Here is a 13725-nt window from a genome sequence, read left to right on the forward strand (position 1 = left end):
GTATAAAAAGGAGGTGGTGAATCGCTTTGTCGCCGCGTTTTACTCACATTCAACAATAGCAATGGCGCTTGAAAAAGCAATACATACATAAAAATAAATTAAGTGTTTATTCTTGCATAACAGATAATCAATAAAATCACGGCGTTGTAAAAGAGGAGGAATAGTTTAAGAAATCAAAAAAACAGAATGTTTTTTGCGGTTTTTATTTTCTTATTGGCTTTAATTTTAATAAATCAATGTGTTGAGTGTGGTTATGATTTTAAATGGCTCTAATCATTAGTTGTTTAATCTTTTATATATAGTGAATTAATTTATCATTACTGTGCGCATCATTGACGGAGTAATAAATAAAATTCGCAGCGGAATGATTGCCACGGTGAGCAATCAAGACGGATGAGGCGGGGCAGCAGGCTGCCCCAGGTCAGGGTTTAGGTTAACGCCCGCAGGCTGCCGATCTCTTCCCAACCGAAATGCGCCGCTTCGGCCAGCACGTCGCACACTTCGCCGCCGGCGGCAACCACTGCTGCGTCGAGCGCGGCGCCGTGCAGCAGATGGCTCACCAGCAGTGCGGTGAACAGATCGCCGGTGCCTTTGACCGCCGATTTGACCTTCGGATGGGTAAAGCACTGCGCTTCCTGCCGGGTGACCAGCATTAAACCCACTTCGTCTTCGTGCTGTGCCACGCCCGGCGCGCTGGTGACCAGCACCCATTCGGTGGTGTCGTTCAACAGCGCCTGCGCGGCGTGTTGCGTCTGCTCCCGGCTGCTCAAAGAGCGGCCGCACAGCTGCTCCAGTTCGAAACCGTTCGGCGTCAGGCCGTTGGCCAGCCGCAGGAACGGCGAGCGATAGCAGTTGACGATGCGCTCATCCACGTAGATCCCTTCGCCGTAATCGCCCATCACCGGATCGATATAGATCTTTATCTGCGGATTGAGGGCGCGCACCCGCTGCAGCCAGTTGGCCAGAATATGGCATTGCATCACGTCGCCCAGATACCCGACGATCACCGCCCGGGTGCGTTTCATCACGCCGCGGGCGATCAGATCGTCGAGAAAGCCGCCGAACCACTCGCCGGAGATGACGCCACCGTGCGGTTTGCCGTAATAGGGTGGGCAGCCGAACAGCACGCTGGGCACCTGCAGCGCTTCCAGCCCCTTTTTCAGCAGGGCGCGGTAGGCGATACCGTTGCCGACGCTGCCGTAGACCACCTGAGATTGAATGCTGATCACGTCGATGGACGGTGACCGTAAGGGTGAAGTCTGTTGCATGAGTTACATCCTTGGTTCGTTATTATCCAGCCAGCGGGCGAACACCTGCCGCGCACGCTGTTCCAGCTGTGTGCCGTGGCGCGCCGCCTGTTCGCGCAGGTTTTGGGGCGCGACGCCGGCCAGTTCCAGCTCGCAGGCATGGCCAATCAGCCAGCGTTCGATATCGCGATGATCCGCCTCCAGATGGAACTGCAGGCCGAGCGCAAACCCCTGATAGTCGAAGGCCTGATGCGGACAAACCGCCGTGCCGGCCAGGCAGCGGGCGCCCTCCGGGATCGTGAACATATCGCCGTGCCAATGCAGCACCGGCGTATCGGCCAGCGGCGCCAGCGGCGAGTCGTCTTCCGCCGCTAGCGTGGTCAGCGGGGCGAAGCCGATCTCTTTGACGCCGAGCGAGATCACGTCGGCGCCCAGCGCCTGGGCGATCACCTGAGCGCCGAGACACACCCCGAGGGTCGGCCGCCGCTGCGCCAGGCGCTGTTTGACCAGCGCCAATTCATGGTCGAGAAAATCATAGCGCAGCGCGCCGGAAAAGTGCTGGGCAGCGCTGATCGGCCCGCCGAGCACCACCAACAGATCGGTCTCTTCATTATTGATAGCACGAATATCATCGCGGCCGGCATCGTAATAGTCGATCTGATAGCCACGCAGCGAGAGCAGGGAACCGAGGATGCCCAGGTTTTCAAAATTGACGTGTCGAATGGCGACGGCTTTTTTCATTGTTTAACCTCGTGAGCGTGGGTGAACGGCGTCAGCGCCAGCGACTCGCCCAGCACGGTGATGCCTTGCGCGCCGCTCTGGTAGACGATACGGCGTTCGCTGACCTGGCTGAGCTGCACCTGATAACCCTGCGCAGCCGGGAACAGCGCGCAGGCCTGCTCCAGCTGATCGGCGGCCCAGGGGGTGAACATCTCCAGGCGGGCAAAGGCTTTTCCTGCATACTGAATGTCGAGCACGTAATGTTTATCCATGGAACCCCTTACTTTTGGCCGCGGAAGCTGCTAATCTTGTTTGAACTAGTACAAAAGGATTTATGTATGACTTCATTGTATGCAAAAGGCGGCGGCGCTGTCCAGATTGCCGAGCAGATCGCCGCACGCATCAAAGGCGGCACGCTGCGGCCGGGTGAGCTGCTGCCACCGGTACGCCAGCTGGCGGCGGAGCTGGAGGTCAATGCGAATACCGTCGCCAGCGCATACGGCCGATTGCGCGATGCCGGTCTGGTGGCGACGCGTGGGCGGGCGGGAACGGTGGTGCTGGAACCGCCGCTGGCGGCGGTGAGTGCGGCCTATACGCCGCGCCAGGTGCCGGCGGGAATGTGCGATCTGGCCAGCGGCAATCTGGATGCCGCCCTGTTGCCGGCGTTGGCACTGGGCGCGGCGGAGGGATTCCCGCAACAAAACGGCTATGACATCAGCGGCGATCTCCCGGTGCTGACCGGCCTGGGGCGCGAGTGGCTCGGCCGCCAGGGCGTTAGCCTGGGGGAGCCTGCGGTATTCTCTGGCGCGCTGGACGCGATGGAAAAGGCACTGCGCTGCCATATGCAGCCGGGCGCGGCGGTGTGGGTGGAAGACCCCTGCTGGCCGCCGCTATTGACGCTGCTGCGCCACCTGCGTTTGCGGCCGCTGCCGCTGGCGATGGATGAGCAGGGATGCCGGTTGCCGGAAAGCGGAGCGGCGGGCGCGGTGATCCTGACGCCGCGCGCCCACAATCCGACCGGCGCCTCGCTCTCTGCGCAACGCGCGCAGCAGTGGCGGCGTTTTCTCAGCGAAAATCCGCAGTGTCTGGCGATCGTCGACGATTTCTGGGGGCCGCTGTCGCAGCAGCCGCTGCATCTGCCGTTCGACGGCGATCGCGGCCTGTACGTGCTGTCGCTGAGCAAGTTTCTCAGCCCGGATCTGCGCATCGCGCTAGCCTGCGGTAACCCGACGTTGCTGCAGGCGATGCGCGCCGATCAGTACATCAGCGAACGCTGGGTCAGCCATATCTTGCAGCAGATTGCCGCCAGACTGTGGGGGCAGGCCTTGCAGGAGGGGCAGCTGCAGCGGGCGCAACAGGCGTATCAAGCCAGAAGAGATGAGCTGGTGCGGCGTCTCAACGCGCTGAATCACACGGCGCTGGCGGTGGGTGAAGGGCTGCATCTGTGGTTGCCGGTGCGGTCGGAAACCGCCGCCGCGCAGCTGATGGCCCAGCGGGGGTGGCTGGTGCAGGGCGGCGAACCTTTCCGCCTGAAGGGTGACCCTGCGATCCGCGTCAGCCTGGCCAACGTCGTGCCGGCGCAGCTGGCGCCGCTGGCGCAGGATCTGGCCGACGCCATGCGGGCCAGCGCGGCGATCAACTAGGCCGGTGTCAGGCTCTCCTCCGCCAGCAACTGCAGTGAGGTGAGCCGGGCGCTCGGTTCGCCGATCGGCGTGTCGATGATGAACTCGTCCACGCCGTAGCGCTGCTGCAGCTGCGCCAGTTGCTGATGCACCTGCGGCGCAGTGCCGAGCAGGATATGACTTTCTCGGGGTTCGATGCGGTAGTCGGTGGCGCCGGCCTGCTGCACGAAACTCTCCGCCTGGGCCAGGCTGCCGACGGTCACGCTCTGCTCACCGGCGACGTGCACGCGGTATTGCTGAATATCCGCCGCCAGCGCCGCGGCCTGTTCCGCGTTTGGCGCCGCGATCGCCGCCACCGCCAGCAGCGCCTTGCGGCCACCGCTCAGTGCGGTGTAGTGCGCCAGCGCCTCGCGGATATCCTGCGGATTGCCGTTCAGATGCGCGGCGAACACGAAGGCCCAGCCGGATTCGGCCGCCAGCGTCGCGCTCTCTTTGCTGGCACCGAGCAGAAAGCGCTGGGCGGCGTGCGGCGGCAGCGGTGTGGCGCTCAGTCCCGGCTCGGCGTCGTCGTTCAGATAGGCGGTCAGCTGCGACAGCTGCTGCGGGAAAGCCGGTTTGTTTTGGCGGTCATGAGCGGCCTGCAGCGCCTGGGTGGCGAGCGGCAGCCCGCCGGGCGCTTTGCCCACCCCGAGATCGACGCGCCCCGGTGCCAGCGCCGCCAGCAGGTTGAAGTTTTCGGCTACCTTGTAGGCGCTGTAGTGTTGCAGCATTACGCCGCCGGAGCCGATGCGAATGCGCGACGTCTGGCCGAGCAGGTAGCCGATCAGCACTTCCGGCGACGGGCAGGCGAGCTGCGGCGTGTTGTGGTGCTCCGCCAGCCAGAAACGCCGATAACCCCAGCGTTCCGCCTGCTGCGCCAGATGCAGCGTGCGCGCCAGCGCCTGGGCGGCGCTTTCCCCGTCGGCGATCGGACTCTTTTCCAATATGCTCAAGGCATAAGCCATTTTCCCGCTCCTTTCCTCATCAGATATGCCTGACAAATACCATGCGGGCGGCGCGCGCCTTAATACTGATTGGCGATAGGATATTCCATTGATCCAAAACGGATTTGGATATGCGCAGAACGGTAAAGCGCCGCGTTGTTATCCCTCGAGCCAGGCCTTCAGACGAATGGCGTCACGGTAGTGGCCGTAGCGCGGCTGCGCGCCGAGCAGGATCATCACCACCGGTTGTCCTTTGATGGTGGTGCGCATCACCAGGCAGTGGCCGGCCTCGTCGGTAAAGCCGGTTTTCTGCAGCTGAATCTGCCAGGCCGGGTTATTGATCAGGCCGTTGGAGCTGCGGTAGACCAGTTGGCCGCGGCCAGGGCGCACGATCTGCTGCTTGTCGGTGCTGAAGCGGCGAATCGACTGATAGCGATAGGCGTGATTGACCATCTTCAGCAGATCGTTGGCGGTCGCTACATTGCGCGGCGTCAGCCCGGTCGGATCGTAGAAGCGGGCGCGTTTCATGCCGATGGCGCGCGCTTTCTGGTTCATTTTCGCCACGAAGGCTTTGCGCCCGCCGGGATAGCTGCGGCTCAGCGCCGCAGCGGCGCGGTTCTCCGAAGACATCAGGGCGATGTGCAGCATGTCGCGGCGGCTGAGCACCGAGCCGATGGTCAGGCGCGAGTGGGTTTTCTTCAGCAGATCGCGATCGGCGGCGGTGACCTTGAGCGGGCTGCTCATCGGGCGTTTGCTGTCCAGAGCGACCATGGCGGTCATCAGTTTGGTGAGCGAGGCGATCGGCAGCACGCGGTTCGGCTGCTTTTGATAGAGCGTCTTTCCGGTGCGTTGATTGACGACCAGCACCGACTTGGCATTCAGTACCAGCGGCGGCGTGGCGGCATGCACGGGCGCCAAAACGAACAGCAGGCTGAACAGGAGGGCGGCGCCGAAGCGCCGGACGGGCAGACGGAGAAAAGCGAGAGATAAAAGCATAACGACGGCAATAATGACCCTAAGTGATTAAAAAATATCAAAAGAGTCTGCCCGGCAAATGTGAAGGAAATAGGGTGATATTCGCTCAAACTGTTACAGCAGCCCGCGTTGCCGCAGCGTGAAGCGGGTGGCCTCGTTCAGATCGTACTCCGCCAAGCGCTCGCGCGGCACCCAGGCGTAGTCGTCAAACTCGTCGTTGATCGTCACGTCGCGGTTGGCGGCATGGCAGTCGAAAATCAGGTAAATCATATAGATTTGCTCGCGGTTGCCGTCGGCGTAGGTTTTGATGCGCACGTCGTCGCGGAAGGTCCAGGGCGTGATGCTGTCGAGGATCAGCGCGGCGCCCAGCTCTTCGCGCACTTCGCGCCGCAGCGCCTGTTCAATCTGCTCACCCGGCTCGACGCCGCCGCCGGACAGTGCCCACTGGCCGGGGAATACGCCCTTGTGGGCGGCCATCTTGCACAGCAGGAAGGCGTTATCGTTTTCAATCAGCGGGCAGACAATGATGCGTTGGCGCATGGAAGACTCCTGTCAAAAAACAAACCCGCAGGGTAGCAGGTTTGGCGGCGCGGGGCAGCGAGACAGGTCGCGTTCTACGCGGCGGCGGGAAATCCGATTGGCGCTTGCTATACCACCGGCTTTGTCTTCTTCAACGGGAAATCAATCGCCGATGTTAATAAGTATCAATTAGTATGATTTCTCTTCAGGATAAAGAGGGCTTTTTAACCTGTCACGGAGTGGATAACGCATGCTTAATGGAATAAAACCGCTGTGCCTGACTCTCTTGCTGTTGCTGTCGGCCTGCCACAGCGCGTCGGTCAGACCGCCACCTCACGACGCTACGGCGTCTGCCCCTATCGATCCAACCAAGTCGCTTTTTCCGTTGGACAATTATTCGCAGTCTGTCGATAAATGGCTGCCTCCCGGCCCGCAGCGGCAGGTCGCCGTGCTGGATGACGCTGCGCAGCAACGTCATTTCTCTGCCCTCAAATCCCACTATTTTGGCATGGGGCCGAATGAGGAGTCCCCCTGGAATCCGCATTACATCGCTTCCGTCTTGAGCCGTGAAGCGGAAAGCCACCGTGATGCCGCAATGGATAAATATCTTGGAAATGACAGCGTTTCCTGGGGGGAAAACTTCAGGACTCACGCTGAGCGCTGGAAACAGCAGGTCAGGAATAATGCGTCTGTCGGCATTGACAAGGCTTATCATTCTTCGGCCAGAGGTATTGCGATTAGGGAAACGCTGGTCAGGATGTTGCCGACAGACGATCCGGCTTATGACGATCCGCGTCTGGCAGGGCAAGGTTATCCCTTTGATAATTTGCAGGACTCTTCTATCCACCCCGGTACACCGGTATACGTTGTGACGGAAAGTCGCGATAAACGCTGGAAATACGTCATATCGCCTACGGTGATCGGCTGGGTGCATAGCGAAGATATCGCGGCGGCGGATCGGCGGTTTGTCAGCGAATGGCTGGCGCTGGCAGGGAAAAATTTGGGGGCATTCATTCAGCAGCCGGTGTCGGTACAAGAGGGGGAGCTGTTTTATTTTACGGCGCGTCATGGCACGGTTCTGCCATTTTACCGTCACCGGCAGGGTGTTTTTAAGGTTGCCGTGCCGGTACGCCGGGAGGATGGTCGCGCGCAAATTCGCCGGATCGATTTAAAGGAGGGGGAGTTTGCCGCCATGCCGTGGCGAATGACGCCAGACCATCTTGCCACGCTGATGCGTTCGATGAGCGGCAGGCCCTACGGCTGGGGGAATGATAACTTCAATAATGACTGCTCTTCCGAACTGCGCAGCCTGTTGATGCCTTTCGGGGTGTTTCTTCCCAGGAATTCCGCCGCGCAGATAGAGGCGGCAAGCCGAGTGGTCGATCTCAGTCAGGCGAACACGGATGAGCGGCTGCGCTATCTCAAGGAGCATGGCAAGCCGTTCACCACGCTGGTCTACATTCCGGGCCATATCATGCTGTATATCGGCAATGCGGCGATTAACGGCCGGAGTGTCCCGATGACGTACCAAAATATCTGGGGCCTGCGCCCGGCAGATTCAAAAAGCCGCAGCATTATCGGCGGCGCAGTCTTTTTCCCGCTTCTGGCTACCTACCCGGAGGATCCTGAGCTGACCTCGCTGGCGGGCAAGGCGCAGTTCAAACTGGGTTTTATTGAGTAACGTCTGAATGCCTATCAAGTGGCCGCCTTGACGGTCTCTTGATAGGCGAGGGCAAGCGGGGAGTGTTAATTGCCTAGCCGGTTTTTGATGATTTTATTATGTTCATCCGTCAGGTTGGCGTAATTCCAAATAAACAATCCGCCAAGATTAAAATCCAGAACCTGATCGATAAAGTAATTTAAATTCCAGTCGGTCAATCCCCGGGTCGTCAGGGCCAGAATGCATTTTTTATTCTCGGCGCCGTTGGCCAACGATTGTTTTAATGCCGGGATGACATTGGCGAGAATATCGTCATCGCTCCACATCGCTGCGGCATAGCAGTAATGAATAAAGCGATCGCACTGGCCTGACAGGATGATTTTTCTGACTTTCTCGTTGAGCTTTTTACCATTTTCCGTATTGGGATGATTGTAGGAATAGCCGGCAATAAAACCCAGGCTGGTCTCTTTTCGGGCCTCTTTTAGCCGTTTCATGGCTTCGATGACCCGTTCGGTGTTCATATTGCATTCGTCATCAAAATCGACGCCGTCCCAGCCCCGGTCTACCGTGGCTTCGACGATCCTCAACACTTCATCCTCATTTGCCGGCTTTTGCTGTGGGGAGCATCCGCCGCCGCCATAAACCCAGAGCGTCTTTCCTTTAAAACCGGGGAGAGTATCGGGTTTGTTTTGCTTTTCCGGGCTCCATCCTGGATGCGCTGATGTGCCCGTGGTCAATCCATCAAGGTTGGTGACCATGCCATACATCATGACATCGAACTCTTTGAGAGGTTGGCCAGTCAGAGACTGGCTCCATCCGCCTGTAATAAACGTATTCATTGTCGTTATCTCCTTATTGGTCGTGTTCCTTAAATAAATATGTCTTGCGTGATGGAGGGTACCAGTCTCTATATTCATGTTGCCATTGTGCGGTCGCTGAGCGGGCAAGGGATGAAAACGATGTTGAATGGCGATGACGTTTTTATGACGAAAATATTAATCATCGGGAACGCTGAAAATCATTAACGCCGATAGATAAAGATTGCTATAACAGCGGGGACGATCTGGGTTAACGGCGAAAGGCAGGATAAGGCGTTATGGTGCAACGGTTGGCGGAAAAGATGCACAAGCTTGATTTCGATGATGAAGTGACCGGGCTGATCTACGGCCATGCGTTTCGTTCCGGTGAACCGCCGATGCGCCTGAACTCACAGCAGGTTTGCCAGGCCTACCAGGCGTTGCCCCCCGGCGACGGTTTTATCTGGCTGCACCTCAATCTCAACCACGCGGCGGCGGAGAAGTGGCTGAAAAATCATTTCGCCATTTCCGATTTTTTCTTTCACGAGATTCGCCACGGCTCCCACACCACGCGCATCGAGCGCCAGGGCGACGATCTGTTCGCGGTGCTCAACGACGTGATTTTCCACCCCGAGGACAGTAACCCGGAGACGGCGACGCTGTGGCTCTATTGCTGCCGTGGGCTGGTGGTCACCGTGCGTCATAAACCGGTGCGACTCATTGAACGGCTGCTCGGCCGCCTGACGGCGCTGCAGCTGGCCTCGTCCACCGAGCTGCTGGCGCACCTGCTGGAAGAGCAGGAAGACGTGCTGGAACAGGTGGTGCGGCAGGCCAACCAGTATGTCGATACCATTGAGGACCGCTTGTTGACCCGCCGTGTCAAACGCAACCGCGCCGAGCTGGGGCGCATGCGTCGCATGTTATTGCGCTTTCAGCGCCTGCTGGCGCCGGAGCCGGCCGCGCTGTTTCGCCTGTTGAACCGGCCGCCGACCTGGCTCAGTCGCGAGGTGGTACAGGATCTGCGGCAGTTTACCGAAGAGTTCACCGTGGTATTGAACGATCTCGCCAGCCTGACCGAACGCATCCGGCTGCTGCAGGAGGAGCTGGGCGCCAAGCTGATGGAGCAGAACAACCGCACGCTCTACACGCTGACGGTGATTACCGTGCTGGCATTGCCGATCAATATCGTCGCCGGTTTCTTCGGCATGAACGTGGGGGGTATCCCGCTGGCCAGCAATCACCACGGTTTTATCCTACTGGTGTTGCTGGTCGGCAGTTTTACGCTGATCGCCGGTTATCTGGCGTTCAGGCGCAGGGACGAGACGTAATTACAGGCGGGCGCGGTACTCTTCTTCCAGCCGGGCATGGGTGCTCCAGAACGGCTGCGGCGCCCGATCGTGCAGGCGATCTAACAGGATATCCAGATGGGTGTGCCAGCCGCCGGCGACGCTGAGCATCTCGTCGCGGTTGGCCAAGCGCCGGTGGGTGACCGTCAGCAGCACGGCGCTTCCCTGTTCCGTCAGTTCGAAAGTCACCTCGGAAGGACGGCCCTGATCCTGTTCGGCCCAGGTAAAGCTCAGCAGGCGCGGCGGAAACAGGCAGGTGATGTGGCCGCGGTTGCTGACGCAGCCGCCGTGCTGTTTGTACTTGGCCGGCGGTGGTTCGTGCTCGCCCGCCAAATCGGAGTTGCGAAACTCCAGCTCCAGCGGCGCGCCGTTTTCCAACTTCATGGCGCCGGCCGCCAGCCAGGTGGCGCGCTTGTCGGATTCGGTCAGGTAAGCCCACACCCGCTCGATGGGGCCGGGCAGCAGCCGCTGGATGCGCAGCGTGCCGGGTTCGATAATCATGCCGTAATCATTCATGGTTCACTCCTTGGGAGGAAGCTGTTCGGGCTGCAGCAGCGCCTGTTCGAGCGCATCCAGCCGTTCAGTCCAGAAATGTTCATAGGTTTGCAGCCAGTGCATGGCCTGCGCCATAGGCTCGGGTTCAAGCCGGCAGATATGGTTTCTTCCTTGCACGGTGCGTTGCACCAGGCCCGCATGTTCCAGTGCTTTCACGTGCTTGGAGGCGCCGGCGAACGACATTTGCAGCGGCGCGGCCAGTTCGCCGATGCTGCGTTCACCGCCGGCCAGCGCGCGTAACATCGAGCGGCGGGTCGGATCGGCCAGCGCATGAAAAATGGCGTCCAGCTGTGAGGAAGATAATTCAACCATATGGTTGAATATAGAACAGGCAGGCTAATATTCAACCGTTTTGTTGAATATTTTTTGCCCCGGCGAAAAACCGGGGCGAGGTTCAGGCGTCGGCGTGCGCCAGCAGCGCGTTCAGCAAGACGTCGGCACCTTTGGCGGCCCAGGCGGGAGTGATATCTTCCCGTTCGTTGTGGCTGATGCCATCCACGCAGGGGATGAAAATCATGGCGGTCGGCGCGACGCGATTAAGGTAACAGGCATCGTGGCCGGCGCCGGAAATCATGTCGCGATGGCGATAGCCCAAGGCTTGTGCGGCGTGGCGTACGCTGTCGATGCAGCCCCGATCGAAAGCGATTGGAGGATACTGAAAGATGCGCTCGGCGCGAGCGGTCAGGCCGCCGCCGTTGACGTGGTTTACCGCCGCCAGCAGGCGCTGCTCCATCTGCTCCAGGGTTGCCTCCTCTGGATGACGGAATTCGACGCTGAAAAAGACCCGGCCCGGCACCACGTTGCGTGAATTGGGGGTGATTTGCGCCATGCCCACCGTGGCGCGCGCATCGGGTGCGAAATCCCAGCCGATACCGTTGACCGCCGTCACCAGCTCGGTGAAGCCCAGCAGGGCGTCGCGGCGGCGATCCATCGGCGTGGTGCCGGCATGGGCGCTGAAGCCGACGACTTCCAGTTCGTACCAGCGCTGCCCTTGTGCGGCGGTCACGACGCCGATGTCGAGGTGTTCCGCTTCCAGAATCGGCCCCTGTTCGATGTGCAGCTCGAAGGCGGCGTGGATCGGCATGCCGCCCACCGGGTGTTCGCCGGCGTAGCCGATGCGTTCCAGCGCCTCGCCGAGGCTGATGCCATGCTCGTCGCGGCGCGACAGGCCGTACTCGAGATCGAATACCCCGGCGAACACCCCGGAGGCGATCATCGCCGGCGCGAAGCGCGCGCCTTCTTCGTTGGTCCAGTTGATCACTTCAATCGCGCGTTCGGTGACGATCTGCCGATCGTTAAGGCTGCGAATAACCTCCAACCCGGCCAGCACGCCGTAGATGCCGTCGAAACGGCCACCCTGGGGCTGCGAGTCGCCGTGAGAACCGGTGACCACCGGCGCCAGCTCGGGCCGCGAACCTTCACGGCGCAGGAACATGTTGCCCATTCGATCGACGCGCACGCTGCAACCGGCCTCCAGCGCCCAGAGATGCAGCTGGTCGCGCGCCTGCCGGTCCTCTTCGCTGAGCGCCAGGCGGGTGACGCCGTTGTCGGCGATGGCGCCGAACTGCGCCATCGCGTGCAGGCTTTGCCACAGGCGCTCGCCGTTGACCCGATACGTCATTGTTCTTCTCCCGGTGTTTTGGCGGTGTAGCGGAAATCGCAGCAGGGGGCGCCGGACATGATGGTTTGGCTGCGCTGCAGCTCGACCTCCGGGGCATAGCCGACGATAAACTGGCTGTCGCGCGCGCAGGAGAGCAGGTGGCCGATTTCCCCCAGCCCCATCTCGTGATACATCTCGGCATAGCGGCAGCGGGTGACGTTATAGTCGAAGTGCTGTTCGTCCTGATTGATCACCTCGACGCGCAGCGCATCGTCTTTTTCCCACAGGTACTGCAAGGCGGCGAAGCTGCGCAGATCCGCGCCGTTCGGCTCCTGTGCGGCGAACTGCTTGCCTGCCGCGATGGCGGCATTCTCGATGGCTTCGCCGATCACCGCCTGAGCGCGCACCTTGCCGATTTCACGCACCAGAATCTGGTAGATCGGTTTGATGATCTCCGCTTCGATCTTTCTGCGGGCGAAAATGCCCAATTCGTTGTTTGCACAGCTCATCGCCTTGCTCCTCTTGATTTATTGTGGTTTGGCGCCGCCCAACACGGTTTGCGGCTGCCATTTGCCGTCCACTACCCGGTACAGGGTGAAGCTCGGCTGTTGCAGGTTGCCCTGCGCATCGAAGGCAATGGCGCCGGTCACGCCCTGGTAATGTATGGCGCGCAGTTTCGGCAGGTAATCGGCCGGATTGGCCGAGCCGGCCTGCTCGATGGCGGCGATCAGCACCCGGGTGGCGTCGTAGGCGAAGGGCGCATGCAGTTCGATGTGGGTGTGGTAACGATCGCGGTAGGCTTGTTCAAACGCCTTGCCGCCCGGCATCTGTTCCAGCGGCAGCCCGGGCTCCAGTGCCACCACGCCTTCGCCTTCCCGCTGCGCCAGCGTCAGGAAGGTCTGGCTGACAAAGCCGCCGGCGCCCATCAGCTGCGCGTTCATGCCCAGCTGTTTCAGTTTGCGCGCCAGCGGCGCAGCCTGGGAGTCCACGCCGCCGAAGAAGATCAGATCGGCGTTTTTGCTGCGCACGGTGGTCAGCACGGCGCTGAAATCGACGGTCTTGTCGTCGACGTACTCGCGGGTGACCGGCTGCACGCCCTGGGCCTGCAGCGATTTGATGAACTCGTCCGCTAGGCCCTGGCCGAAGGCGGTGCGATCGTCGATCACCGCGATGCGCTGGGCTTTCAGCGTTTTCACCGCATACTGCCCGGCATAGTTGCCGCCGTCGTCGTCGTGGCCCATCACGCGGAAGCTGGTGTCAAAGCCTTGTTGCGTGTAGCCGTGGCCGGTGGCGACCGGTGCCACCTGGGCGATGCCGGCGTCGTGGTAGATACGCGCCGCCGGGATGCTGGTGCCGGTATTCCAGTGGCCGACCACGCCGGCGACGCCCTCGTCGACCAAACGCTGCGCGACGGCCACGGCGGTGCGCGGATCGGACTGATCGTCCTCGGACAGCAATTTGAAGGTGACCGGTTTGCCGTTCAGCGTCGGCTTTTGCGCGTTGGCGTCGGCGATCGCGAGGCGCGCGCCGTTTTCGAGATCTTTGCCGATGCGCGCGGAAGGGCCGGTCAGCGGCCCGGCCAGGCCGATCAACACGGTGTCGTCCGCCAGCGCCGGAAGGCTCAGGATCATCGTTACGGCGGCCAGCGCCAACGGCTTGATGCGAAAGTTCTGCTGCATGTCATACTCCTGGTGCGGTTAA

Annotated in this window: 15 protein-coding genes; 3 read left to right on the forward strand and 12 right to left on the reverse strand. The window is 60.6% G+C overall.

Going from position 1 to position 13725, the window contains the following annotated elements; genetic code table 11:
• Positions 1–428 precede the first annotated feature (428 nt).
• Genes pdxY through EKL15_RS15945 form a run of 3 tightly spaced genes read right to left on the reverse strand, consistent with a single transcriptional unit; the run spans position 429 to position 2239 of the window.
• The gene (pdxY, locus tag EKL15_RS15935) at positions 429–1268 is read right to left on the reverse strand and encodes a pyridoxal kinase (protein ID WP_055315530.1); all 840 of its coding nucleotides are present in this window, start codon (positions 1266–1268) and stop codon (positions 429–431) included.
• Between the two features lie 3 nt (positions 1269–1271).
• Positions 1272–1988 (reverse strand): glutamine amidotransferase, encoded by a 717-nt coding sequence (locus EKL15_RS15940; protein WP_100395737.1) that lies wholly within the window; start codon positions 1986–1988, stop codon positions 1272–1274.
• The gene (locus tag EKL15_RS15945; RefSeq protein WP_004938217.1) at positions 1985–2239 is read right to left on the reverse strand and encodes a hypothetical protein; all 255 of its coding nucleotides are present in this window, start codon (positions 2237–2239) and stop codon (positions 1985–1987) included. The genes EKL15_RS15940 and EKL15_RS15945 overlap by 4 nt, the downstream gene beginning before the upstream one ends.
• A gap of 66 nt (positions 2240–2305) precedes the next feature.
• Between EKL15_RS15945 and EKL15_RS15950 the strand changes: the two genes are divergently transcribed.
• Positions 2306–3610 (forward strand): aminotransferase class I/II-fold pyridoxal phosphate-dependent enzyme, encoded by a 1305-nt coding sequence (locus EKL15_RS15950; protein ID WP_100395738.1) that lies wholly within the window; start codon positions 2306–2308, stop codon positions 3608–3610.
• Here the strand turns inward: EKL15_RS15950 and EKL15_RS15955 are convergent.
• The 3 genes from EKL15_RS15955 to nudI form a co-directional block, all read right to left on the reverse strand.
• Entirely contained in the window at positions 3607–4593 is a 987-nt protein-coding gene (locus EKL15_RS15955) for an MsnO8 family LLM class oxidoreductase (protein WP_060418708.1), read from the reverse strand. The two genes, EKL15_RS15950 and EKL15_RS15955, sit on opposite strands and share 4 nt — an antisense overlap.
• A gap of 138 nt (positions 4594–4731) precedes the next feature.
• The gene (gene pbpG, locus EKL15_RS15960; RefSeq protein ID WP_100395739.1) at positions 4732–5568 is read right to left on the reverse strand and encodes a D-alanyl-D-alanine endopeptidase; all 837 of its coding nucleotides are present in this window, start codon (positions 5566–5568) and stop codon (positions 4732–4734) included.
• 93 nt (positions 5569–5661) lie between these two features.
• Positions 5662–6087 (reverse strand): nucleoside triphosphatase NudI, encoded by a 426-nt coding sequence (gene nudI / locus EKL15_RS15965; protein WP_100395740.1) that lies wholly within the window; start codon positions 6085–6087, stop codon positions 5662–5664.
• A gap of 229 nt (positions 6088–6316) precedes the next feature.
• Here nudI and EKL15_RS15970 point away from each other — a divergent pair, with 229 nt between their 5' ends.
• Positions 6317–7747 carry an SH3 domain-containing protein gene (locus EKL15_RS15970; RefSeq protein ID WP_203089879.1) on the forward strand — a complete coding sequence of 477 codons (1431 nt, stop codon included), beginning with the start codon at positions 6317–6319 and terminating at the stop codon, positions 7745–7747.
• Between the two features lie 65 nt (positions 7748–7812).
• Here the strand turns inward: EKL15_RS15970 and EKL15_RS15975 are convergent, their stop codons facing one another.
• A complete protein-coding gene (locus tag EKL15_RS15975; RefSeq protein ID WP_100395742.1) occupies positions 7813–8565 on the reverse strand; it encodes a hypothetical protein in 753 nt (250 codons plus the stop codon).
• A 257-nt stretch (positions 8566–8822) separates the two neighbouring features.
• Between EKL15_RS15975 and EKL15_RS15980 the strand changes: the two genes are divergently transcribed.
• Positions 8823–9851 (forward strand): transporter, encoded by a 1029-nt coding sequence (locus tag EKL15_RS15980; protein WP_060439873.1) that lies wholly within the window; start codon positions 8823–8825, stop codon positions 9849–9851.
• On the opposite strand, the gene EKL15_RS15985 is transcribed toward EKL15_RS15980, so the two are convergent.
• The 5 genes from EKL15_RS15985 to EKL15_RS16005 all read right to left on the reverse strand — a co-directional run bounded on the left by EKL15_RS15985 (position 9852) and on the right by EKL15_RS16005 (position 13655).
• A complete protein-coding gene (locus tag EKL15_RS15985) occupies positions 9852–10385 on the reverse strand; it encodes an SRPBCC family protein (RefSeq protein ID WP_060418727.1) in 534 nt (177 codons plus the stop codon).
• Between the two features lie 3 nt (positions 10386–10388).
• Positions 10389–10736 (reverse strand): helix-turn-helix transcriptional regulator, encoded by a 348-nt coding sequence (locus tag EKL15_RS15990; protein ID WP_004938187.1) that lies wholly within the window; start codon positions 10734–10736, stop codon positions 10389–10391.
• Between the two features lie 82 nt (positions 10737–10818).
• Positions 10819–12045, reverse strand: a complete 1227-nt coding sequence (locus tag EKL15_RS15995) for a Zn-dependent hydrolase (protein WP_100395743.1) — start codon at positions 12043–12045, stop codon at positions 10819–10821.
• A complete protein-coding gene (locus tag EKL15_RS16000) occupies positions 12042–12533 on the reverse strand; it encodes an L-2-amino-thiazoline-4-carboxylic acid hydrolase (RefSeq protein WP_100395744.1) in 492 nt (163 codons plus the stop codon). Before EKL15_RS16000 ends, EKL15_RS15995 begins: the two co-directional genes overlap by 4 nt.
• Positions 12534–12551: 18 nt before the next feature.
• Positions 12552–13655 carry a branched-chain amino acid ABC transporter substrate-binding protein gene (locus EKL15_RS16005; RefSeq protein WP_369803927.1) on the reverse strand — a complete coding sequence of 368 codons (1104 nt, stop codon included), beginning with the start codon at positions 13653–13655 and terminating at the stop codon, positions 12552–12554.
• Between the last annotated feature and the right edge of the window lie 70 nt (positions 13656–13725).

Source organism: Serratia sp. 4542, from assembly GCF_016805595.1.
GTDB lineage: Bacteria > Pseudomonadota > Gammaproteobacteria > Enterobacterales > Enterobacteriaceae > Serratia > Serratia nevei.

Coding starts and splice junctions, on each gene's coding strand:
- pdxY (WP_055315530.1), bottom strand. CDS start 1,268: ATGCAACAGACTTCACCCTTACGGTCACCGTCCATCGACGTGATCAGC.
- EKL15_RS15940 (WP_100395737.1), bottom strand. CDS start 1,988: ATGAAAAAAGCCGTCGCCATTCGACACGTCAATTTTGAAAACCTGGGC.
- EKL15_RS15945 (WP_004938217.1), bottom strand. CDS start 2,239: ATGGATAAACATTACGTGCTCGACATTCAGTATGCAGGAAAAGCCTTT.
- EKL15_RS15950 (WP_100395738.1), top strand. CDS start 2,306: ATGACTTCATTGTATGCAAAAGGCGGCGGCGCTGTCCAGATTGCCGAG.
- EKL15_RS15955 (WP_060418708.1), bottom strand. CDS start 4,593: ATGGCTTATGCCTTGAGCATATTGGAAAAGAGTCCGATCGCCGACGGG.
- pbpG (WP_100395739.1), bottom strand. CDS start 5,568: ATGCTTTTATCTCTCGCTTTTCTCCGTCTGCCCGTCCGGCGCTTCGGC.
- nudI (WP_100395740.1), bottom strand. CDS start 6,087: ATGCGCCAACGCATCATTGTCTGCCCGCTGATTGAAAACGATAACGCC.
- EKL15_RS15970 (WP_203089879.1), top strand. CDS start 6,317: ATGCTTAATGGAATAAAACCGCTGTGCCTGACTCTCTTGCTGTTGCTG.
- EKL15_RS15975 (WP_100395742.1), bottom strand. CDS start 8,565: ATGAATACGTTTATTACAGGCGGATGGAGCCAGTCTCTGACTGGCCAA.
- EKL15_RS15980 (WP_060439873.1), top strand. CDS start 8,823: ATGGTGCAACGGTTGGCGGAAAAGATGCACAAGCTTGATTTCGATGAT.
- EKL15_RS15985 (WP_060418727.1), bottom strand. CDS start 10,385: ATGAATGATTACGGCATGATTATCGAACCCGGCACGCTGCGCATCCAG.
- EKL15_RS15990 (WP_004938187.1), bottom strand. CDS start 10,736: ATGGTTGAATTATCTTCCTCACAGCTGGACGCCATTTTTCATGCGCTG.
- EKL15_RS15995 (WP_100395743.1), bottom strand. CDS start 12,045: ATGACGTATCGGGTCAACGGCGAGCGCCTGTGGCAAAGCCTGCACGCG.
- EKL15_RS16000 (WP_100395744.1), bottom strand. CDS start 12,533: ATGAGCTGTGCAAACAACGAATTGGGCATTTTCGCCCGCAGAAAGATC.
- EKL15_RS16005 (WP_369803927.1), bottom strand. CDS start 13,655: ATGATCCTGAGCCTTCCGGCGCTGGCGGACGACACCGTGTTGATCGGC.